Genomic DNA, 20298 nt, shown 5'->3' on the forward strand with positions numbered 1-20298 from the left:
CGACGTTGTAGCGGGGTGCGCGCGGCTTGTCTCGCGGGGCGGGGAAGCCTAAATCGCGGCGATGACCGATCTCAACGTCACCCAGCTGGGCCGCGTCGTCGACGCGCCTGAAAGTCCCGAAGCCGCCACCCTCGAGCGCGTGCCCAATCCGCAGAACGACGTGCTGTATCTGGCTCGCTTCGTCGCGCCGGAGTTCACCTCGCTGTGTCCCGTCACCGGCCAGCCTGACTTCGCCCACCTCGTGATCGACTACGCGCCGGGCGACTGGCTGATCGAGAGCAAGTCGCTGAAGCTCTATCTGACCAGCTTCCGCAACCACGGCTCGTTCCACGAGGACTGCACCGTTAAGGTCGCCCGCAAGATCGTCGAGGTCGCCCAGCCCCGCTGGCTGCGCATCGGCGGCTACTGGTACCCGCGCGGCGGCATCCCGATCGACGTGTTCTGGCAGACCGGTCCGGCCCCGGAAGGTCTGTGGGTCCCCGACCAGGGCGTGGCGCCGTATCGCGGCCGAGGCTGAAAAGGCGTCGCCGCACCTTCGAGGCGCGGCGACGAGTTTGTTTTGGAGATGACCGTCCCGAATGGGGCGTGCTCGTGCGAGGGATTTGCCGGGCGTCGCCTTATGTCAGGGGCGGTCGCTTCCTCATCGGCCGGTTGCGTCGCCCTGTCGGGTCGCGTGCGACCGGGCCGTCTTCGCTGGCGGCGGAGCGACGAAAGCCGACGTCGGCGCGTCCGACGCGGGCTGCGCATTTTCCGCCTTCCGCTAGACTGCCGGCATGACCGATCTGGACGCCGGCTCAAGATCCCATCTCTCGCGGCCCCATCTGTCCAGGCAGGCGGCCATCCTGACCCTGGGCGTCTGGGGGCTGGACACCCTGCTGTTCAGCCTGCCGTACCTCGCCGCCGGCAAGGCCCCGCCTATGGGCATGATCGCGAGCTTCCTGCTGTTCATGGTCGCTGGCCTGTTCATGTCCGTGCTGATCTACCGCCGCGCCGCCCGCACGGAGCGGGATGAGCAGCCGGCGCGCTTCACGGCCATGCTGCCGACCCTGCTGGGCGCCGCGCTCACCATGGCCGTGTTCGACATGCTGGCGGGCGGCCAGGCGCGCCTCATCCTGGACGGCGCCCACCCGACGGCCCGGCTTGTCGCGAGCCGCTTCGCCAGCCAGTTCATGGTCGCCGGCTGGATGTTCGCCCTGCTGAGCGCGCTGTATCTGATGATGATCGCCGTGCGGGTGACGCGCGAGCGTGAGCGCCAGTTGGCCGACGCCCGCGCCCAGGCCCTGGCCGCCGAGGCCCAGGCCAGCGCCGCGCGGCTGGCGGCCCTGCGCTATCAGCTCAATCCGCACTTCCTGTTCAACACCCTGAACGCCGTCTCGGCCTCGGTGATCACCGGCCGCAACGACGAGGCGGAGTCGATGCTGGCTCGCTTGGCCGACTTCCTGCGCCTGACCCTGGCGGCCGATCCCCAGGCGATCATCCCGCTGGAGGACGAGCTTGCCACCTTGCAGGCCTATCTGGAGATCGAGAGTGTGCGCTTTCGCGACCGGCTGGGCGTCGAGTTCTCGTGCCCCAACGATCTGCGCGGGGCGCTGGTCCCCAGCTTCGTGCTGCAGCCGCTGATCGAGAACGCGGTCAAGCACGGTGTCGCCCCGACCAGCCGGCCGGTGACCATCCGCCTGGAGGCCTCGCGAGATGGCGACGACCTGGTGGTGATCGTCGAGGACGACGCCGAGGCGTCAAACCCCTTGGGGACCCACGCGGCGGGCGGCATGGGCGTGGGGCTGACCAATGTCCGCCAGCGGCTGGAGGTGCTTTATGGCGCGCGCGGCGTCTTGCAGGCGACTTCGCGCGAGCGTGGCTTCCTGGTGCTGATGCGCATTCCGCTGAAGCTGGAAGCCCAGGCGAGGGCGGCTTGATGCGGCTGAAGGTCCTGCTGGTCGACGACGAGCCCGCCGCCCTGGAACGGCTGACGGCCCTGTTCGACCAGATCCCCGACACCGAGCTGGTCGGCGTGGCCCGCAATGGCCGCGAGGCGGCCGAGGCCATAGCCGACTTGTCGCCCGATCTCGTGATGCTGGACATCCAGATGCCCGAGCTGAGCGGCCTGGCCCTGGCCTCGGAACTGCCGGCCGAGCGCCGACCCGAGATCGTGTTCGTCACCGCCTTCGAGGTCTATGCCGCCGACGCCTTCGCGGTGGAGGCCGCCGACTATCTGCTCAAGCCCGTGCGCTTCGACCGCCTGCGCCAGGCCGTCGAGCGCGCCCGGCGTCGCCGCACCTTGCAGAAGGTGTTCGAGCAGGCCGAGGCGGCGACCGCGCCGTTACGCGACAACGACCTGGACGGTATCTGGGTCGCCACGCGTCATGGCCATGTCCGCGTGGCGGTCAGCGAGATCGACTGGATCGAGGCGGCCAAGGACTATGTCCTGCTGCACACCGCCACCCGCAGCCATATCCACCGCATCACCATGAGCGCCCTGGAGCAGGGCCTCGATCCCAACAGGATGATCCGCGTCCACCGCTCGGCCTTCGTCAGCCCAGACCGGGTCGAGGCGGTCAACCGCCTGGGTAAGGGTCTGATCGCTCTGGTGCTGCGGGACGGCGTCGCCGTCCCGGTGGGGCCAACCTATGTGAAGGTCGTGCAGGCGCGATTGGGCTTGGCGGTGGAGGCCTAACCCTTGGCCAGCCGCCGCCGGTTGGCCCGCACCTTCTTGCGCAGATGCGCCAGGGAGCCCGCGGCGATGGCGGGCCCGGATGCGCCCAGCTGGCCGGTCATGGCCAGCATTGGCAAGGTCATGCTGGTCGCGACCTTCTCGCCGACCATCAGTTGGGCCTCGGCCTGGGCGGCCGCGCCGCCGGCGGCGAGCTTCATCATGCGCAGGCCGATCACGGTCGAGGCTTCCAGCCCCAGCGACCAGGAATCGAAGGCCAGGCTCGTCCAGGGGTCTCTACGCTTGGCCATGGGGTGTCCTCGTTGTGTGGAAGCAACGCGGCGAGCCTAGTTAGGGCTCCATTCCGTGGTGATCGCCGCCACATCGGGGCGGACGCGCTCCTGCGGCGGCTCGGTCGCCGTGCCGAGATAGAGGTAGCCGGCGACCTGCTCGTCCTCGGCCAGGCCCAGGATCGCCGTGGCACGCGGGTCGTAGCTGTACCAGTCGGTGATCCAGTTGGCGCCCCAGCCCAGGGCGGCGGCGGCCAGCAGCATCTGGTGGCAGACGGCCGAGGCGCTCTGGCGCTGTTCCCACTCGGGGATCTCGCCGGGGATGAAGCGCGAGATGACAGCCACGGCGACTGGCGGGCGGGTCAGCTTGCGCAGGGCCGCGTTGGCCTTGGCCGGATTGGCCTGGCTGTCGGCCAGTTGGGCGATCTTTTCGGCGAAGGCGTCCTTGGCCGCGCCCTTCAGGACCACGAACCGCCAGGGGGCCAGCTTGCCATGGTCGGGCACGCGGGCGGCGATGCGCAGCAGGTCGGCTAATTGAGCGTCGTCCGGCCCCGGGGCGGCCAGGCTCATGGCCGAAGCCGAGCGGCGCTTGGCCAGGAAGGCGACCACTTCGGGCGACGCCTCGATCGGCAGCGTCTCGGCGAATTCAGGGGCGGGGGGAGCGGAAGCTGCCAAGACGATTTCTCCGAAGCGCGGTAGACCGATCAACTATGGCCGCCGAGCGGCCGCCACAAGTCGCGAGCCCTCGCATGTCCGAAAAGCCCGGCCCTCCTAAGCCTATTTGGCTGAAGCCGCACGGAAAGCCCTGGGGCGTCTCGTCCCGTCAAGTCGTGTACGACAATCCGTGGATCACCTTGACCGAGTACCAGGCCATCGCCCCCACGGGCCGGCCGGCGCTGTACGGCAAGGTGGGTTTCAAGAACCAGGCGATCGGCGTCGTGCCCCTGCACGCGGACGGCACGGTGACCCTGGTCGGGCAGAACCGCTTCTCGCTGGCCAACTACAGCTGGGAACTACCCGAAGGCGGCGCGCCGCACGGTGAGGATCCGCTGGACGGCGCCAAGCGCGAGCTGGCCGAGGAGGTGGGCCTCCAGGCCGCCGACTGGCGCCAGATCTTGCGGATGGAGCTCTCCAACTCGGTCACCGACGAGATCGCCTACGGCTTCCTGGCCATGGACCTGTCGCCCACCCAGACCGCGCCGGACGCGATTACGGTGGCGTTACTGCTCCGGACGCACCATATGGCCGTTCGAGGGGAACTGCCGGCGGAGTTGGCGGCTCTCATCCTGGAATAGCCGGCGCTCGTCGCGTCGGGGGAGCATTTTTTATCAAGATGCTCTATGAAAGTTGCCTGCTGGGCCTGTCCGGTCAGATGGAATCTGAACCGGATAAACAGGCCCAGGTTTTTTAGGTCGGATCGCATGTCGAAACCGCTCGCGGTTTCGCTTATGCGCTCGGGGAAGGGAGAGCCCGATGGCCAAGCCTCTGGAAGTCGTGACGTCGGAGACGGATACCCCCGTCTGGGTGGCGCTGCGCAACCAGGCCGAACACGCCGCCAAGGCCGAACCGGCCCTGGCGTCGCTGCTGAACGCGGTGATCCTGAGCCACGACAATCTGGCCGACGCCCTGACCTTCCAGCTTGCCCGCAAGCTGGGCGACCAGGAGATGCGGGCGATGACGGCGCGCGAGTTCGCGGCCGACGCCTTCAAGAGCGATCCCAGCCTGGTCGAGGCCGCCGAGGCCGATCTGCGGGCCGTGTTCGAGCGCGATCCGGCCTGCAAGGGCTATGTCCAGCCGTTCCTGTTCTTCAAGGGCTTCCTGGCCCTGCAGACCCACCGCGTGTCGCACTGGCTGTGGAACGAGGGTCGCGAGACCCTGGCCTTCTATCTGCAGAGCCGGGCCAGCGAGATCTTCCAGGTCGACATCAACCCGGCCGCCAGGATCGGCAAGGGCGTGTTCATCGACCACGGCACCGGCATCGTCATCGGCGAGACCGCGGTGGTGGGCGATGACGTCTCGATGCTGCACGGCGTGACCCTGGGCGGCACCGGCGCCGACCGCGGCGACCGCCACCCAAAGATCGGCAACGGCGTCCTGCTGGGCGCGGGGGCCAAGGTGCTAGGCAACATCACGGTCGGCGACTACGCCAAGATCGCCTCGGGCTCGGTCGTTCTTCGCCCCGTGCCGGCCCACTGCACGGCGGCCGGCGTTCCCGCCCGCCTGGTCAACTGCCCGACCTGCGAGGAGCCCGCCCGGACGATGGACCACACCCTGGCCGAGACTGTCTATTCGTACGAAATCTGATCGGGCGAATCTAGGTGCGATCATTTCTTCGGGTCCTGAACGGCCTCTTCCTCGCCGCTGCTCTTCTCGTCGGAGCACCCGCGCTGGCCGCCACCGCGCCGGTCGGCGGCTATACGGTGGTGAAGGCCTATCCGCATGACACGACGGCCTTCACCGAAGGCCTGTTCTATCGCGACGGCTTCATTTTCGAGAGCACGGGCCTGAAGGGCCGGTCGTTCATCCGCAAGTGGAACCTCGAGACCGGGGTCTCCGAGCAGGAGCGCATCGTCGACAGCCGCTATTTCGGCGAGGGCATCGTCGACTGGAAGAACCGGCTCTACGAGCTGACCTGGACCGACGAGACCGGGATCATCTACGACATCGACACCTTCGAGCGGATCGGCGAGTTCAGCTATCCGGGCGAGGGTTGGGCCATGACCCGCGACGACAAGCGGATCATGATGAGCGACGGCACGTCGTTCATCCGGTTCCTCGACCCTGAAACCCTGAAGGAGACGGGCCGTGTGGAGGTCACCGACCATGGCGTGCCGGTGCGCAATCTCAACGAGCTGGAATGGGTGAAGGGCGAACTGCTGGCCAATGTCTGGCAGACCACCCGCATCGCCCGCATCGACATCAAGACCGGCAATATCGTCGGCTGGATCGAACTGGCGGGCCTGCTGAAGGAGGCGGGGGTCACCGGAACCCAGGACGACGTGCTGAACGGCATCGCCTATGACGCCGTCGGCGACCGCCTGTTCGTCACCGGCAAGCTGTGGCCCAAGCTGTTCGAGATAAAATTGACGGCGCCGCGGTAGCTGGCGGAACCACGTTCAGGGGCTGGCGTTTATCTCACGTCCGCCCCTCTACGCCCCCCCGACCTAGTGGGCGGACCTGGGCCCCGGCAGCGTAACGCGCCGGGGCCCAACCCCTATCTGGGCCATGATTTCTGCCCGGTCAGCCTTGCTTGGCGCAGGCGACGAGGGCGGGCTTCTTCAGTGAGATTTGATCGGTTTCCGGCGGCCGCTTGGCCGTGACGCCGTAGATCACGACGGTCCAGATCGCCATAAGGGCCAGGACCTGAGGCAGGGTGATGCGGTGTGGAGCGGCGGCGGGCATACGCGCGACTATCCATCGGTTGCGCGGCCTCGGATAACGACTTATCGGTCAGGCTTCTGTGAGGTTTAATCACATGGCCCGACGGCAGCTGCCTTCGCTCAACGCCCTGCGCGCCTTCGAGGCGTTTGGCCGCCACGGCCGAATGACCCTGGCCGCCGACGAGCTGTGCGTGACCCACGGCGCGGTCAGCCGCCAGATCCGCCAGCTGGAAGAGCATCTGGGCGTCGCCCTGACCGAAGGCCCGCGCACCCGGCTCCGCATGACCGAGGCGGGGCTGAAGCTGGCCCAGGCCCTGTCGCCGGCATTCGACCAGATCGAGGCCGCCGTGCCGCGCCCGGTGCAGTCTGGCCCCAGGCCCCTGGTGATCTCTTGCCTGCCGACCTTCGCCATGAAGTGGCTGATCCCCCGCCTGCCGGGCTTCCAGGCCGCCCACCCCGACATCCCGGTGCGGGTGGCCGAGTCCAATGGTCCGTTCGACTTCAAGGCGGACGGCATCGATCTGGCCATCCGCATGCGCTCTCCCGATACGGTGGTGACCTACGACTCGGTCGCCACCCCGTTCATGGAGCATTTCCACGGGCCGGTGATGGCCCCGGAACTGGCCGAGACAGCCATGAGCCTCGAGCAGATCTGCGCCATGCCGCGCCTGCTGACCCGCACCTTCCCAGAGAGCTGGTCGGACTGGGCGCGGAACTTCGCGCTCGACTACCTGCCCCCGCCGATCAGCGAGCAGGAGTTCGACCATTATTTCTACATGCTGGAAGCCGCCGCCGCCGGCATGGGCGTCGCCATCGGGCCGTGGGCGTTCGTGCAGCGCGACCTGGCCAACGGGCGTCTCGTGGCGCCGCTCGGTTTCACGCCCGGCCGGGCCAAGATCGTGGCCGTCACGCCGCCCGACGGAGCCACCGACGAGGCCGTCCTCTTTCGCGACTGGCTGCTGGCGGAAGGAGCGTCCACACCTCTTCCGCCGGAAGCGCTTGCGCCCCACGCCGCGGACGCTAGTTTCGCCCCGACAACGCGCTCCCGGGCGCACAGCTAGAACAAGAGGCCCCCCGTGGACGCCAACGACATCGCCAAGCTCGAAAAGCACCTGAAGCGCACCTTCGGCAACCCGCACATCGCCGTGAAGCCGCGCCCCAAGCAGAAGGACTCGGCCGAGGTCGAAGTCGCCGGCGAATTCATCGGCGTGCTGTTCCAGGACGAGGACGAGGATGGCTCGTTCATGTTCGAAATGGCCATCCTGGCCGAAGACCTGGACTAGACCTCTCTAACCGCCGCGCGCCTCGGGTCAGAGCTGGCTCGCGGACCGCGCGGCGGATCGTTCCATCGTCCCGCTTGAATGGACGCATGACCGCCAACGTTCTCGCCCATGTCCTGGATAGGCCCGCCGTCTCCACCCTGACCGGCCGCCAAAGCCATCTGGCCATTCAGCGCGGCGGCGCGATCCGGATGCATCCGGACTTCGGCCTGTTCGCCGGGACGCTGGACGACAGCCCCGAGAGCCTAGTCGACCTGGGCGCGCTGGTTCGTGAAATGGGGACTGTCGGCCTCATCGAGCTGACCCCGCCGCCGGCGCCGCCCGGAACGCGGATCGTCTCCAGTTCCCCGTGCCTGCAGATGGTTGCCGATCGGGTCGCGCCGGCCTGGGACGTCGCCTTCGACATTTTGCCTCTGGGCGACGCCGACGCGGCCGAGATGCTGGCCCTGGCCACCCTGACCAAGCCCGGCCCGTTCTTCTCGCGCACCCACCAGTTGGGCGACTTCATCGGCGTGCGGGTTGGGGGGCAACTGGTCGCCATGGCGGGCCAGCGGATGCGGCCCGACGGCTTTACCGAGGCCAGCGGGGTCTGTGTGCATCCGGACCATCGGGGCCAGGGCTACGCCGCCCGTCTGCTGCGCGAGGTGACGGCCACCATCCTGGCGACCGGCGAGAAGGCCTTCCTGCACAGCTACGCCGACAACGCCACGGCCATCGGGCTCTATGAGTCGCTCGGCTATCGCGGGCGGGCCGAGGTGATGTTCACGATCCTGGCGCCAGAATAGGGAGCGCCTAGTAGGCCAGCCGGCCCTTCATTTCGCCGAACGGGACCATGACGGCCTCGCGATAGGCGGGACGATCACGTAGCCGCGCGTACCAGGCCTCGACGTTCGGCATGTACGGCCGCTCGATCTCGAGTTCGTAGTAGCGGTAGAGGTGAGTGCCTGTCGGGATGTCGGCCAGGCTCGGCGCATCGCCGCCCAGGAACGGTCGGTCGGCCAGCACCTTGTCGAGCAGACGGAAATGGCGGGCGCAGGCGGCGAGAGCGGCTTCGACGGCGCGGCTGTCCCGCTGGGCTTCCGGTGTCCGGTGCCAGCCCCAGAATACCCCGGTCAGGAAATCGCGCTGCAGGGCGGTCTGCGCCCAGTCCATCCAGCCCTCGCCCTGGGCGCGATCGGCAGGGGCCGTTGGCCACCAAGCGGGGCCGCCATGCTGGGCGGCGAGATAGCGGAGAATGGCGTGGGATTCCCAGACGACCACGCCGTCGTCGTCTATGACCGGGACCCGTCCGTGCGGGTTCATGGCCAGGAAGTCGGGGTCGTCGAGTCCGCCGTGGTCACCGCCGGCGGGGACCTGCTCGTGGGGAAGACCAAGCTCCCCCACGAGCCACAGCACCTTCTGGACATTGAAGGAGGAGCGGCGGCCCCAGACCTTCAACGTCATGGCTCTTAAGCCTCGGCCGTCTTCTTGGCCGCGCCGCGCGCCCAGTTGTAGAGCCCGAACACCACGACCGCCGCGGCGACCAGGGACAGGATCATGCCGATGTGCTCGGACGGCGCGAACGGCAGGGCCAGGGGCTCGCCCTTGCCGGAGCCGACGATCAGGCCGGCCAGGGCGACGTTGAACAGGCTCTCGCCGACGATGAAGCCCGACGCGACCAGCACGCCGAGCCGCTTGGCGGCCTCGCCGGTGGCGTCCTTGTCGACCAGCTTGTCGTAGACCCAGCCGACGACGGCGCCGACCACGACGGGGGCGGTGACCGAGCTCGGCAGATAGATGGCCAGGCCCACGCCCAGGGCGGGCAGGCTGTAGCGGCCGGCCGAGGTCTTGCGCAGGGTCTCGTCGACGGCGACCAGGGCCAGGCCGATCAGGGCCCCGATCCCCAGCAGGCTCCAGTTCAGGTCGCCGCCCAGCACGCCCTTGGCGAGGGTCGAGATCAGGGTGGCCTGGGGCGCGGCCAGCGGGTCGTTGGCGATGGCGTTCAGGTTCGGGGCGCCGGCGAAGCCGTTCGACAGGTTCAGCAGCTCCAGCACGAACGGGATCACCACGGCGCCGGAGATGACGCCGATGACCAGACCGACCTGCTGCTTCCACGGGGTGGCGTCGACCAGTTGGCCGGTCTTCAGGTCCTGCAGGTTGTCGTTGGCGACCACGGCCACGGCCAGAACGACGGTGGTGACATAGAGGGCGAAGGCGACCAGGGCCTTGGTGACGTCCGGGCCGATGACGCCGCGACCGACCGCGCCGACCATCAGCGAGGCGCCCAGCACCGTCAGGATGGCGATGCCCGAGACCGGGCTGTTGGACGATCCGATCAGGCCGGCCATGTAGCCGCAGACGGCGGCGGCCAGCAGGCCGGCGATCAGGACGTAGCCGATGCCGATGGCGACCAGCGGGACGGTCAGGTGGGCGATTGGACCGCCGCTCAGGAAATGGGCCAGGAACCAGCCGGCCGGCGCCAGCAGCAGCAGCGAGACCAGGCCGACGATGGTGATCGGGATGTCCTGCTCGATGCGGGGGATGACGCCACCGGCCTTGCGGGCCTTGCCGGCGTCCAGCGACGAGACCAGGCCGCTCCAGATCGGGGCGGCCAGCTTGCCCAGGGTCCAGATGGCCGCCGCGCCGATGACGCCGGCGCCCATGAAGCGCACTTCGGTCTTCCAGACGGTCAGGGCGTGGGTGGCCGCGTCGGCGCCGGGGATCTGGTGGATCGTGGTCATGATCGGGACCAGCACGCCCCAGGCTATGGCCAGGCCGGCGAACATGGCGATGCCGACGGTGATGCCCATCAGGTGGCCCGCGCCCATCAGGGCCAGCGAGGCGGAGGCCCCAAGGCCCGTCGCGCCGGCCCCGGCCTTGAAATAGCCGGCCACTTCGGCGGCGAAGATCTTGGCGGCGGCCAGCGCGCCAAAGGCGGCCGAGGCCAGCGTGCCCAGGGCGACGGCGACCAGGCCAGCCTTGCCCTCGGCGGCGCCTTCACGCGAGCCGGTGCCGACCTTCAGCACCTCGGCGGCGGCGACGCCTTCCGGGTAGGGGAGGTTGGAGTTGGTCACCAGGGCCCGGCGCAGCGGGATCGTGTACATCACGCCCAGGACGCCGCCGACGGCGCAGGCGCCGAAGGTGGGCAGGAACGGAATGTGCGCCCACCAGCCGATCATCAACAGGCCCGGCAGCACGAAGATCACCGACGACAGCGTGCCCGCCGCCGAGGCGATCGTCTGGACGATGTTGTTTTCCTGGATGGTCGCCGTCTTGAACGCCCGCAGCAGGGCCATCGAGATGACGGCGGCGGGGATCGAGGTGGCGAAGGTCAGGCCGACCTTGAGGCCCAGATAGACCTGGGCGGCGGTGAAGACGAGCGTGATCAGGACGCCGAGGAGGACCCCTCGCGGGGTCAATTCTGAGCGCGGCGCTGCGGGGTCGGCCATGAACGAGTCCGGAAAAGTTAAGACGGCGGACCTTGCACGTCCTGCCGCCTGCAACTCAAGCTCGGATTTGGGGCCTCAACAGCCCAAAGACCCCCGTTTCGGATCGAAACGGGGGTCCCAGGGAAAGGTTCGTGCTTAACGGAGGCTAGAGGACGCCCAGCATCTCCGCGACCAGCGGGTGACGGACGATGTCGCGGTCGGCCAGGCGGACGACGGCGATATTGGCGACCGCTTCGAACCTGGCGGCGACGTCGGCCAGGCCCGAGATGCCGGGCAGCAGGTCCGACTGGTTCGGGTCGCCGGTGACGACCATGGTCGAGCTCCAGCCCAGGCGGGTCAGCAGCATCTTCAGTTGCATGTAGGTGCAGTTCTGGGCCTCGTCGATCACCACGAAGGCGTTGTTCAGGGTGCGGCCGCGCATGAAGCCGACCGGGGCGATCTCGATCGCGCCCTCGGCCATCAGCGCCCGCATGCGCTTGACCGACAGGCGATCGGTCAGGGCGTCGTAGAGCGGGCGCAGATAGGGGGCCAGCTTGTCCTCCATGTCGCCCGGCAGGTAGCCGATCGACTCGCCGGCCTCGACGGCGGGGCGCGAAAGGACGATGCGCCCGACCTTGCCGGCCTCGAGCGCCTCAACGGCCTTGGAAATGGCGATGTAGGTCTTGCCGGTGCCCGCCGGGCCCAGGGCCATGACCAGGTTCTTTTCGTCGATGGCTTCCATCAACTGCGCCTGGCCTGGTGATTTGGGTTTTATGGTTTTCAGGTAGCTCTGATCGCGCTCGGGATTGTTTGGCGCGCCGTCATGTCCCAATGGATTCCAGCTGTTCCCCCGTTCGCGAACATCGATCGGCAGGCGACGCACCTTGGCGTCATCACCATATTGGCCGGTCTCATACGCGCCTTCGCGCGCCATCCGCTTCAGGGCTCGCTTGGTCATCAAAGCCTCCATGAGGGCAATAAAAAAGGACGAGGCCAAAAGGCGTCGTCCTTGGATGTGAGCTGGAAGATAGAGACGAAGTCGCGTGCGCGGCGAGGCGGCCCGGAGGGGCTTCCAATAGGCGGTGCTGAACGCCGGAACGCCAAGAGCTACACCTTCTTCGTCAGCGGGTGGGTCGATGGCGGTGGTCGCCCCCGACCCGTACGAGATAAGAATCATCCCCGCGTGAGGAAGGTTCCCTCTCGAATCGCCTGAATACAATGGCGCATTATGGTTTCCGGGGTGTTAACCGGAAAATGGCGCGCAAGAAAACGAGGCATACGGATGACTGTCTATTCCCTGGGCGCCGTGGCGCCGACGCTCCCCCCGCAAGGCGAATACTGGATCGCTCCGACGGCCAGCGTGATGGGCAATGTGATTCTCAAGAAGAACGCCAGTATCTGGTGGGGTTCGGTGCTGCGTGGGGACAACGATCCGATCACAGTCGGCGAGAACAGCAACGTCCAGGACGGTTCTGTTCTTCACACGGATGCTGGCGTTCCCTTGACCATCGGCGCCAACGTGACCATCGGCCACATGGTGATGCTTCACGGCTGCACGATCGGTGACGGTTCGCTGATCGGCATCGGCGCGGTGGTGCTGAACGGGGCCAGGATCGGGAAGAACTGCCTGATCGGCGCCGGCGCCCTGATCACCGAGGGCAAGGAGATCCCGGATAATTCGATGGTCATGGGCGCGCCGGGCAAGGTGGTGCGCGAAGTGTCGGAGCATCACACCATGATCCTGCAAGGCTCGGCCCTGCACTATGTCGAGAACTGGAAGCGCTACGTCCGCGAGCTGAAGGTGGTGGCGGAGTAGTTGCGAGACCTCAGGGAGCGCCGCCCGCCTTGTTTGGGGGGATGCGATGCGGCGCTCCCGCTCCTCGCGCAGGCACGTAAGCGCGAGAAGAGCTCGCCACGCCAAAAGGCGTCGCGTGGCGAGACGGCGCGGGCGAGCCGCTTCCGTTTCGTCTCAAGGTAGCATTGGCACGGTTTGAGTTGAGTGTGAACGCACAACAGGTGTTTTCCTTCAGCGGCGTCGTTGTCGGCGCAGGTTTGAGATGTCCCACAACGCGCTGGCTTTTCAGGGGATCGCCAAATGCACACATTTGGCAAACAGGCTTAGGCGGTTCCAGCGTTCTAGCGGAGAGGCTAGTCCGGCCGCGCAACGCCAGTCGCGCACGCAAAAGCGTCATCAAGGCGTGCTAGCGCCGCGCCATGCTTGAGATGCGCGCGCGCGGTTCCACTGGTTTCAGCACCTGCACCGCGGGCGGGCGCGGTTGACTGACCTCGCCAGCCTGCGCGCCCAGCGCCACGATCTCTATCACTTCATCGTCCGCCGCACGCGCGACCCGGTAGCCGCTGACGATCTGGTGCAGGAAACCCTGCTTCGCCTGATGACCTACGAGCGCGCGCGAACCGTCGTTGACCGGGCGGCGCTCGGCTACCGGATCGCGCTGAACCTCGTACGCGACCACTTTCGTCAACGCAGCCGTCGCCCCGTCGAGGCCCTGGACGACGACATTCCCTGCGAAGCCCCCGCTGCGGAGCAGATCCTGATGCATCGCCAAAAGGTCGAGGTGTTCGGAAAGGTGCTAGACGCCATGCCGCCGCTGCGGCGCGACGTCTTCATTCGGCGGAGGCTGCACGGCCACTCCCCCGGCCAGATCGCCGCCGCGTTGAACATGAACGAGGCGGCGGTTGAAAAGCACGTCGTGCGGGCGCTGGAGCAGTTGCATCGCGAAATGGCCAAGGCCGAGCGCCGCGCGGGAGGCCGTTCATGAGCCGGACCCGGCAAGAAGCGGCCGTATGGGTCGCGCGTCGCCTGGATCGTCAGTGGCGAGACGACAAGGACTTCGACGCCTGGCGCGCGGCCGACGCCGCCAATGGCGCGGCCTTCGACCAGATGTGGACCACGGCGCAGGACGCGGCTCTGACTGAGGCCTTGGCCCTCGATGTTCAGCGTCGTTCAGTCCGGAGACCGGTCTGGGCGCCGATCGCGGCCTTGGCGAGCGGGCTGGCGGCCTGCGGCTTCGCTCTGGCCCTGGCGTGGCCGCAACTGCAGCTGATGACCGTAGAGCCGGTGACGTTCCAGACGGCGCCAGGCCGGATTCGCACCGTGGCCCTGGCCGATGGCTCGAAGGTCACCCTGGACGGCGCCACCAAGCTGGAGGCTCGAATGGGCGCCTACCGCCGCGCGGTGCGCCTGGTGACCGGCGAAGCCTATTTCGACGTCGCCCACGACGCCGCCCGGCCGTTCACGGTCAGCGCGCCGGAGGGCTCGGCCCGCGTGCTGGGCACCGCCTTTGACCTGGAGCGCGGCGACGGCAAGTTGGAACTGTCGGTGCATCGCGGCAAGGTGCGCCTCGCGCCGTCGGGCCTCATCCATCGCGCCGCCGACCTGACGCCGGGCCAGCAGGCCTTCGCCAAGGAGGGGCGGCTTTCACGTCCGCGCGCCTTTGATCCGTCAGCGGACGACTGGCGGTCGGGCTGGCTTGAGACTGACGGCGTGACGCTGGCGCGGCTGGTCGAGCGGCTCAACCGCGCTTCGACGACGCCGATTGTCATTGATGATCCCATCCTTGGCCGTCGGCGCGTCGCCGGCCGGTTCCGCCTCGCCGAGCCCGAGGCCCTGGTCCGCAACCTGGCCCTGGTTCACGGTTTCAAGGTGCGCGAAGAGGCGGGAAGGGTGGCGTTGTCCCGCTGACAAATTCGGCGTCGCGGAAACTTCACAAAATTCCCTGTCCTGGAAAGGCGTCGGCCGACGTCTTCCCCGCCGAAGCCGGCGATCGCGCCGCGCGAATTCGGGGATGACGCGATGACCTTCAAGACCTGGACCTGGCTCGGTACGGCCTCCGCCGCCGCCCTGCTGACGGCTGCTCCCGCCCTGGCGGCTCCGGCGCCCAAGTCCGTCCTGGCCATTCCGGCGGGCGAGCTGGCCTCGGCCCTACCGGCGTTCTCGCGCGCCACCGGCATCCAGGTGCTGGCCGATCCGGCCCTGCTGGCGGGAAAGCGCACCGGCGGCGTCAAGGGCGAGCTGAACGTCGAGACCGGCCTTACCCAGCTGCTGCGCGGCACGGGTCTGACCTATGTCCGCAGCGGCGGCGCGGCCATCCTGCGCCCGACCGCCCAGAAGATCTCGACCGCGCCGACGGCCCGCGCCTCAGCGACGGCGCAAGTCGCTGACGCCCCTCGGGAAGAGGCCAGCACCGTCGAGGAGGTCGTGGTGACCGGCGGCTTCGCCAACTCGCTGGTCCGCGCCCTGTCGGAAAAGCGCAAGGCCGCCAATGTGGTGGACGGCATTTCGGCCGAGGACATCGGCAAGTTCCCGTCCAACAACATCGCCGAAGCCCTGCAACGCGTGCCGGGCGTGGCCATCACCCGCGACCGGGGCGAGGGGCTGTTCGTCCGCGTTCGGGGGCTGGGTCCCAACTTCCAGATCGTCACCCTGAACGGCCGTAGCGCGGCGGTGAACGAGAACATGCGCGACAGCGGCCAGAGCGGCCGCCAATTCCGCTTCGACACCCTGCCGTCCGAACTGGTCGCCGGCGTCGAGGTGGGCAAGACCCCGTTGGCCTCGCTGGACGAGGGCGCGATCGGCGGCGTGGTCGACATCAAGACCTTCCGTCCTCTGGACCTGGGCCGCAGCACGGTGGCGCTGTCGGCGACGGCCAGCCGCCCCGAACTGGCGGGTCAAACCGATCCGCGGGTCTCGGGCCTGGTCAGCTGGACGAACCAAGCGCAGACCTTCGGGCTGCTCGCCGCCGCGGTATTCGACCAGCGCACCTTGCGCCAGGATCGCATTACGGGCGTGGGCTGGAGCTATCCGAACGCCAGCACCGCTCTGGGAAAAAGCCTGATCGCTCAAGGCGTGAACCTTTATGCGACCAACATCCGCCCCACGCTGGAACGCGAGGACCGCGAGCGCAAGGGCCTGGTCCTGTCGGCCCAGTACCGTCCGAGCGACGCCACGGAAGTCACGCTGGACGCCAGCTACACGAAGCTGGACGACCACTATGACGAGCTGACCTATTCGGTCGATCCGGACCTCTCGACCCTGGTCCCGGGCTCGGCCGTGATCAAGGACGGCGTCATGACGGGCGGTACGGCGAACACCAACAGCCAGATCGGTCGCGAAGTCAGCGATCTCGCGCACGACAACATGATGATCGCCGGCAAGATCCGTCAGAAGCTCGAGGCGTGGACGATCACCGGCGACCTGGCCTACGCGCGGGCCTATTCGGAAACGTCCAAGCCGATCACCCGCACCCGTCTCCAGGGCGCGATGGGCCAGGCGACCTTCAACCTGCCGCAGGCCGGCGACTCGCTGCCCGACGTCAAGCTGCTGACCGCCGACCTGAACAACCCGTCCCTGCTGCCGTTCCGCCGTATTGAATGGCGAGTCAACAACGCCACGGACGACGAGACCGCCCTACAGTTCGACGCCGAACGGCCGGTTAGCCTGGGTCCGGTCAGCCGCCTGCAATTCGGCGTCAAGTTCCGCGAGCGCTCACGGTCCTACAATCGCGCCGACATCAACTACACGACCAATCTGGCCGGCAAGTTCTTCGGCGCGGACTATTTCGACCCGTTCCCGGTCAGCGGCTTCCTGGGCGGGGTCGATGGAAGCCTCCCCGTGACATGGGCCATGCCGGATCCGGCCGCCTTCTGGGCTTTGCGCGACCCGAACCAAAAGGGCGCCGCTCGAGCGGACCAGCGCAATTCCTACAGCGTGTCGGAGAAGATCGGGGCCGGCTACGCCTTGAGCGATATCGACACGAGCCTGTTTGGCGCCGCCCTGCGCGGTCAGGTCGGCGTGCGCGTGGCGCAGACCAAGCAGGTCTCGGCCGGTCACGCCGACAACGGCACAGCCGCGCTGCCGGTTCGGTTCGAGAAGACCTATACCGACGTCCTGCCCACGGTGAACTTCGCCTTGGAGCCCTCGCCGTCCCTGCAAATCCGCGCCGCCGCCGCCAAGGTCATCACCCGGCCGTCGTTGGCCGATCTGGCCCCGCGTCTGACCCTGAACTCCGGAACCCTGCTGACCGCGGTGGGCGGCAATCCGCTGCTGAAGCCGTTCGAGGCCTGGCAGTACGACGCGACGGTGGAATGGTATTTCGCGCCGGGCAGCGCGCTCATCGGCGGCGCGTTCTACAAGGACATCACGACCTTCGTTTACAGCCAGAACACCAACATCGTCGTCGACGGCCAAACCTATGTGCTGACCTCGCCCACCAACGGCGGCAAGGCGACGATCAAGGGCGTGGAACTGGCCTACCAGCACCTGTTCAAGAGCCTGCCCGCGCCGTTCGACGGGCTGGGCTTCCTGGCCAACTACACCTACACCGACACAGAAGCGACCTACTCGCCGACCCTCAGGGACGAGATGGTCAATGTCGCCAAGAACAGCTTCAACCTCACCGGCTTCTACGAAAAGGGGCGTTTCGCAGCCCGCGCCAGCTATAGCTGGGTGGACGATGTCCTGCAGGACGTCGGCGGGGCGGGGCTGTCGGCGCTGAACGACAAGGCGTTCGGCTCGCTGGACGCCAGCGTCAGCTACAAGATCACGCCCCAGATCACGGGGGCGATCGAGGCCCAGAACCTGACCGACGCCGCCCAGTGGCAGTTCATCAAGGGCGGCTGGTTCGGCGGCTACACCAAGTACGGCCGTACGGTGAGCGTTGGCCTCCGCGCCAAGTTCTAGGTCTTCCCGACAATTCCATACACTGGCCCGCGCGTTCACTCGCGCGGGCCGTTTTTCTGTCGCCACCCGTTCCTTCGATCATCGCCTAAGGTCGCGGGGTCGAAGGTTCCGAGTCGGAAGCGTCGCAATCGATCACTACGGCCTTTGACCATGCGCAAGACCTCTCCCGACGCCGTCGTCGTCATTGCCCCGGGCCTGATCTCGGCCACGCCGCTTCCAGTGTACGCCCACCCCGGCCATGCCATTCAACCGGTCGCCCCCACGGACGGACCGGTCCGTCGGGCCAGGCCGTCGGAGCGGCGCTGGCCCGGCGCGCCCAGCGTCAAGCTGCGCCGATCGCCTTTTCGACGTCGTGCAATGCGTGGCCCGTCAGGTCCTTAGCGATTTCTCCCAGGAGGATCGCGCTGAGCTTGGCGTGGTATTGAGGTCGGATAGCGCCAAGGGCTCGCGGCGCGGCGATGATCAACAGGGCGGTGATCTGTCCATCTAGGACCTGTTTGTTGAGCAGGCTGATGACGCCCGCCGAGAAGCCGTCCTCATCATCCTGCCCGCCGTCGGGATTGGCGGAACTGCCGTGGCGACCCGGCGTCGCGCCTTGGTGGTCGGCATTGACGGCCGCGTGATCGACGGCCATGAGCTTCAGCTCGGCTTCATCGCCAGCGTTGCGGAAGAGATTGAGCTTTTCGCCATCGGCGACGGCGACGGTGGCGCCCTTGGGAAGTTGCATGTGTGTCTCCAGATGTGACCGCGGTTTGCCGCGCCTAAGCGGGGACATCCCGCACTGAGAGGAATTGGCTCGGCGGCGGGGCCGACAGAGCGCACGGCCAAAGTGGCCGGCCGTTTCGGACCCAGGTTGTATGGGGAACCTCCGTAATGCGTGGCCGGGATCGGAGTTGCGCGAGGCGGGGAGGAAAGGAACCCATTCCTTTGCGGGCGCTTGGCGCCAAAGGAGGGCGGGATCGGCAGCGGAAGTCGTCTCGGCCGATGGTCGCTGGGGCAGAGTTGAAGGTCGTGTTTCTGGCGCGACCTGAGAGTCCGCGCGTTACGCATTCGCCCCACGGCCCTCAAAGCAGTCGGGAAGGGCGCGGAAACACCCTTCCCCAATTTGACTACTGCTCCTTCTTGAACATGTTCTGGAAGATGAGCGGCCCCCAGGTGGGACCGCGGGCGTGGACGAGCGCGCCGCCTTCGTCGAACCGCCCCAGATTGACGGGTGCGAAGCCGAGCTGTTTGGCCAGGGCCGCCACGGGCGCGACAGCGTCTTCGTCGTCGCTCGCGAGGAAGACGACGCGATGTCCCCCCGGAACGACGGGATCCGCCGCAAGAGCGGTGGCGCCCAGGTGGTTGAACCCCTTCACCACCCTGGCCCCGGCATAGAGCTTGGCGACGAAGGCTGAAGACAGCAGCCCGTCCATCTGCTCCAGTGGCGCCTGCGAGTTCGTAACGTCCACCAGGGTCTTGCCTTTCCAGCTCGACAGAGCCTTAGCGACATCTCGATGAGACTCGGAACGCACGGCCAGGAAGATCGTGTCGGCCTTCAGTGCTTCCTGCAGGGAGGTGGCGACGACGGTCGGGCCGATCGCCCTTGCCTGCGGGGCGAGGACCTCAGGCGGGTGGCGGCTGGCGACCGCCACCTCGATGCCGCGGCGCGCGAAGGTGTGAGCGAGGGCCTGGCCGATCTTGCCGAACCCTATGATCGCGTAGTTCATGATGGGTCTCCTGAGATGATGGATCCGCCGCGCGGGCGATCCAAGACAAGGTCAGATGGCTGAGAAGCCGCCGTCGACGGCCAGCTCCACGCCGTTCACGAAGCTGGAATCCTCCGAGGCCAGGAACAGCGCGGCCGCGGCGATTTCCTCGGGACGTCCCATCGTTCCCCGCGGGATCAGGGACTCGAACATCTGCTTGGCCTCCGGGGTGAGGACCTGATCCTGCATTGGCGTGGCGATCGGCCCCGGGTGCAGCACGTTCACCCGGATGTTCCGGGCCTTCAGCTCGTTGAGCCAGCCGCGGGCGAAGGCGTGGAGGGCCGCCTTGCTAGCCGCGTAGACGCTGTAGCCTGGAAACCCTTTGATCGAGGCCACAGACCCCGTCATGAATATGGAGCCGCCGTCGTTGAACAGGGGCAAGGCCTTCTGCACGGTGAAGAGCGTACCGCGCGCGTTCAGACCAAAGATCGTGTCGAAGTGCTGTTCGGTGATCTCACCAAGCGGCGCGGCTTCGCCCCAGCCGGCGCTTGCGTAGAGCACGTCGATCCTACCCTTCTCGCGCTTGACCGTTTCGAACAGGCGGTCGAGGTCGTCGAGATTGGCCGCGTCGCCGCGCACGCCCGTGACGTTCCGGCCGATCGCCTTCACCGCGTCGTCCAACGCGTCCTGACGACGGCCGGTGATGAAGACGTATGCCCCTTCGTCCACGAAGCGTTTGGCGCTGGCCAGCGCCATGCCGCTTGTCGCGCCCGTGACAACCGCCACCTTACCTTCAAGCTTGCCCATGATCTTTCCTCTCGGGTTCCGTTTGGCCGCCAGGGGCGGTCCGACAGCCTCGAAGTAGGTCTGGCATAGGCCGGCTTTCAGTGCGGAGCGGCGCAC

At 67.5% G+C, this 20298-nt stretch carries 21 protein-coding genes and 1 pseudogene; 13 read left to right on the plus strand and 9 right to left on the minus strand.

Translation table 11 applies throughout. The features are described 5' to 3' along the window. Positions 1-61: 61 nt before the first annotated feature. The 3 genes from queF to ACW175_RS05055 all read left to right on the plus strand — a co-directional run bounded on the left by queF (position 62) and on the right by ACW175_RS05055 (position 2674). Complete coding sequence (gene queF / locus ACW175_RS05045; RefSeq protein ID WP_492103540.1) at positions 62-517, plus strand: preQ(1) synthase; 456 nt, start codon at positions 62-64, stop codon at positions 515-517. A 256-nt stretch (positions 518-773) separates the two neighbouring features. Continuing rightward, on the plus strand, positions 774-1916 hold the full coding sequence (locus tag ACW175_RS05050; RefSeq protein WP_492103541.1) for a sensor histidine kinase: 1143 nt from the start codon (positions 774-776) through the stop codon (positions 1914-1916). Next, on the plus strand, positions 1916-2674 hold the full coding sequence (locus tag ACW175_RS05055) for a LytR/AlgR family response regulator transcription factor (protein WP_492103542.1): 759 nt from the start codon (positions 1916-1918) through the stop codon (positions 2672-2674). The genes ACW175_RS05050 and ACW175_RS05055 overlap by 1 nt, the downstream gene beginning before the upstream one ends. On the opposite strand, the gene ACW175_RS05060 is transcribed toward ACW175_RS05055, so the two are convergent. Beyond that, positions 2671-2961, minus strand: coding sequence for a hypothetical protein (locus ACW175_RS05060; protein WP_492103543.1), 291 nt, complete (start codon positions 2959-2961; stop codon positions 2671-2673). The two genes, ACW175_RS05055 and ACW175_RS05060, sit on opposite strands and share 4 nt — an antisense overlap. Positions 2962-2997: 36 nt before the next feature. Then, complete coding sequence (locus tag ACW175_RS05065; protein ID WP_492103544.1) at positions 2998-3615, minus strand: nitroreductase family protein; 618 nt, start codon at positions 3613-3615, stop codon at positions 2998-3000. Between the two features lie 4 nt (positions 3616-3619). Here ACW175_RS05065 and ACW175_RS05070 point away from each other — a divergent pair. The 3 genes and pseudogenes from ACW175_RS05070 to ACW175_RS05080 all read left to right on the plus strand — a co-directional run bounded on the left by ACW175_RS05070 (position 3620) and on the right by ACW175_RS05080 (position 6041). Further along, a pseudogene (locus ACW175_RS05070) lies at positions 3620-4235 on the plus strand (NUDIX domain-containing protein). A gap of 178 nt (positions 4236-4413) precedes the next feature. Beyond that, positions 4414-5244: a serine O-acetyltransferase gene (cysE, locus tag ACW175_RS05075; protein ID WP_492103545.1), complete on the plus strand. Its 831-nt coding sequence runs from the start codon at positions 4414-4416 to the stop codon at positions 5242-5244. Between the two features lie 14 nt (positions 5245-5258). Then, a complete protein-coding gene (locus ACW175_RS05080) occupies positions 5259-6041 on the plus strand; it encodes a glutaminyl-peptide cyclotransferase (protein WP_492103546.1) in 783 nt (260 codons plus the stop codon). Positions 6042-6180: 139 nt separating this feature from the next. On the opposite strand, the gene ACW175_RS05085 is transcribed toward ACW175_RS05080, so the two are convergent. Continuing rightward, positions 6181-6342, minus strand: coding sequence for a hypothetical protein (locus ACW175_RS05085; protein ID WP_492103547.1), 162 nt, complete (start codon positions 6340-6342; stop codon positions 6181-6183). 73 nt (positions 6343-6415) lie between these two features. On the opposite strand from ACW175_RS05085, the gene ACW175_RS05090 reads away from it, so the two are divergent. From ACW175_RS05090 to ACW175_RS05100, 3 genes are all read left to right on the plus strand, one after another. Next, positions 6416-7381, plus strand: a complete 966-nt coding sequence (locus tag ACW175_RS05090; protein ID WP_492103548.1) for a LysR substrate-binding domain-containing protein — start codon at positions 6416-6418, stop codon at positions 7379-7381. Positions 7382-7396: 15 nt separating this feature from the next. After that, positions 7397-7603, plus strand: a complete 207-nt coding sequence (locus ACW175_RS05095; protein WP_099576144.1) for a DUF3126 family protein — start codon at positions 7397-7399, stop codon at positions 7601-7603. Positions 7604-7689: 86 nt separating this feature from the next. Continuing rightward, a complete protein-coding gene (locus ACW175_RS05100; RefSeq protein ID WP_492103549.1) occupies positions 7690-8385 on the plus strand; it encodes a GNAT family N-acetyltransferase in 696 nt (231 codons plus the stop codon). Positions 8386-8392: 7 nt separating this feature from the next. Here ACW175_RS05100 and ACW175_RS05105 read toward each other — a convergent pair whose 3' ends face one another. The 3 genes from ACW175_RS05105 to ACW175_RS05115 all read right to left on the minus strand — a co-directional run bounded on the left by ACW175_RS05105 (position 8393) and on the right by ACW175_RS05115 (position 11977). Then, positions 8393-9043 carry a glutathione S-transferase family protein gene (locus ACW175_RS05105; RefSeq protein WP_492103550.1) on the minus strand — a complete coding sequence of 217 codons (651 nt, stop codon included), beginning with the start codon at positions 9041-9043 and terminating at the stop codon, positions 8393-8395. 5 nt (positions 9044-9048) lie between these two features. Beyond that, a complete protein-coding gene (locus ACW175_RS05110; RefSeq protein ID WP_492103551.1) occupies positions 9049-11028 on the minus strand; it encodes an OPT family oligopeptide transporter in 1980 nt (659 codons plus the stop codon). A 145-nt stretch (positions 11029-11173) separates the two neighbouring features. Continuing rightward, positions 11174-11977: a PhoH family protein gene (locus ACW175_RS05115; RefSeq protein ID WP_099576149.1), complete on the minus strand. Its 804-nt coding sequence runs from the start codon at positions 11975-11977 to the stop codon at positions 11174-11176. Positions 11978-12289: 312 nt separating this feature from the next. Between ACW175_RS05115 and ACW175_RS05120 the strand changes: the two genes are divergently transcribed. The 4 genes from ACW175_RS05120 (at position 12290) to ACW175_RS05135 (ending at position 17707) form a co-directional block, all read left to right on the plus strand. Next, positions 12290-12823 carry a gamma carbonic anhydrase family protein gene (locus ACW175_RS05120; protein WP_492103552.1) on the plus strand — a complete coding sequence of 178 codons (534 nt, stop codon included), beginning with the start codon at positions 12290-12292 and terminating at the stop codon, positions 12821-12823. 439 nt (positions 12824-13262) lie between these two features. Further along, entirely contained in the window at positions 13263-13787 is a 525-nt protein-coding gene (locus tag ACW175_RS05125) for an RNA polymerase sigma factor (protein ID WP_492104899.1), read from the plus strand. Continuing rightward, complete coding sequence (locus ACW175_RS05130; RefSeq protein WP_492103553.1) at positions 13784-14710, plus strand: FecR family protein; 927 nt, start codon at positions 13784-13786, stop codon at positions 14708-14710. The genes ACW175_RS05125 and ACW175_RS05130 overlap by 4 nt, the downstream gene beginning before the upstream one ends. A 111-nt stretch (positions 14711-14821) precedes the next feature. Next, on the plus strand, positions 14822-17707 hold the full coding sequence (locus tag ACW175_RS05135; protein ID WP_492103554.1) for a TonB-dependent receptor: 2886 nt from the start codon (positions 14822-14824) through the stop codon (positions 17705-17707). Between the two features lie 322 nt (positions 17708-18029). On the opposite strand, the gene ACW175_RS05140 is transcribed toward ACW175_RS05135, so the two are convergent. The 3 genes from ACW175_RS05140 to ACW175_RS05150 form a co-directional block, all read right to left on the minus strand. Next, a complete protein-coding gene (locus ACW175_RS05140; protein ID WP_492103555.1) occupies positions 18030-18434 on the minus strand; it encodes a host attachment family protein in 405 nt (134 codons plus the stop codon). 382 nt (positions 18435-18816) lie between these two features. Beyond that, positions 18817-19416 (minus strand): NADPH-dependent F420 reductase, encoded by a 600-nt coding sequence (locus tag ACW175_RS05145; RefSeq protein ID WP_492103556.1) that lies wholly within the window; start codon positions 19414-19416, stop codon positions 18817-18819. A gap of 51 nt (positions 19417-19467) precedes the next feature. Then, on the minus strand, positions 19468-20202 hold the full coding sequence (locus tag ACW175_RS05150; protein ID WP_492103557.1) for an SDR family NAD(P)-dependent oxidoreductase: 735 nt from the start codon (positions 20200-20202) through the stop codon (positions 19468-19470). Positions 20203-20298: the final 96 nt, after the last annotated feature.

This window comes from Caulobacter sp. FV1ye6ST (genome assembly GCF_058681225.1).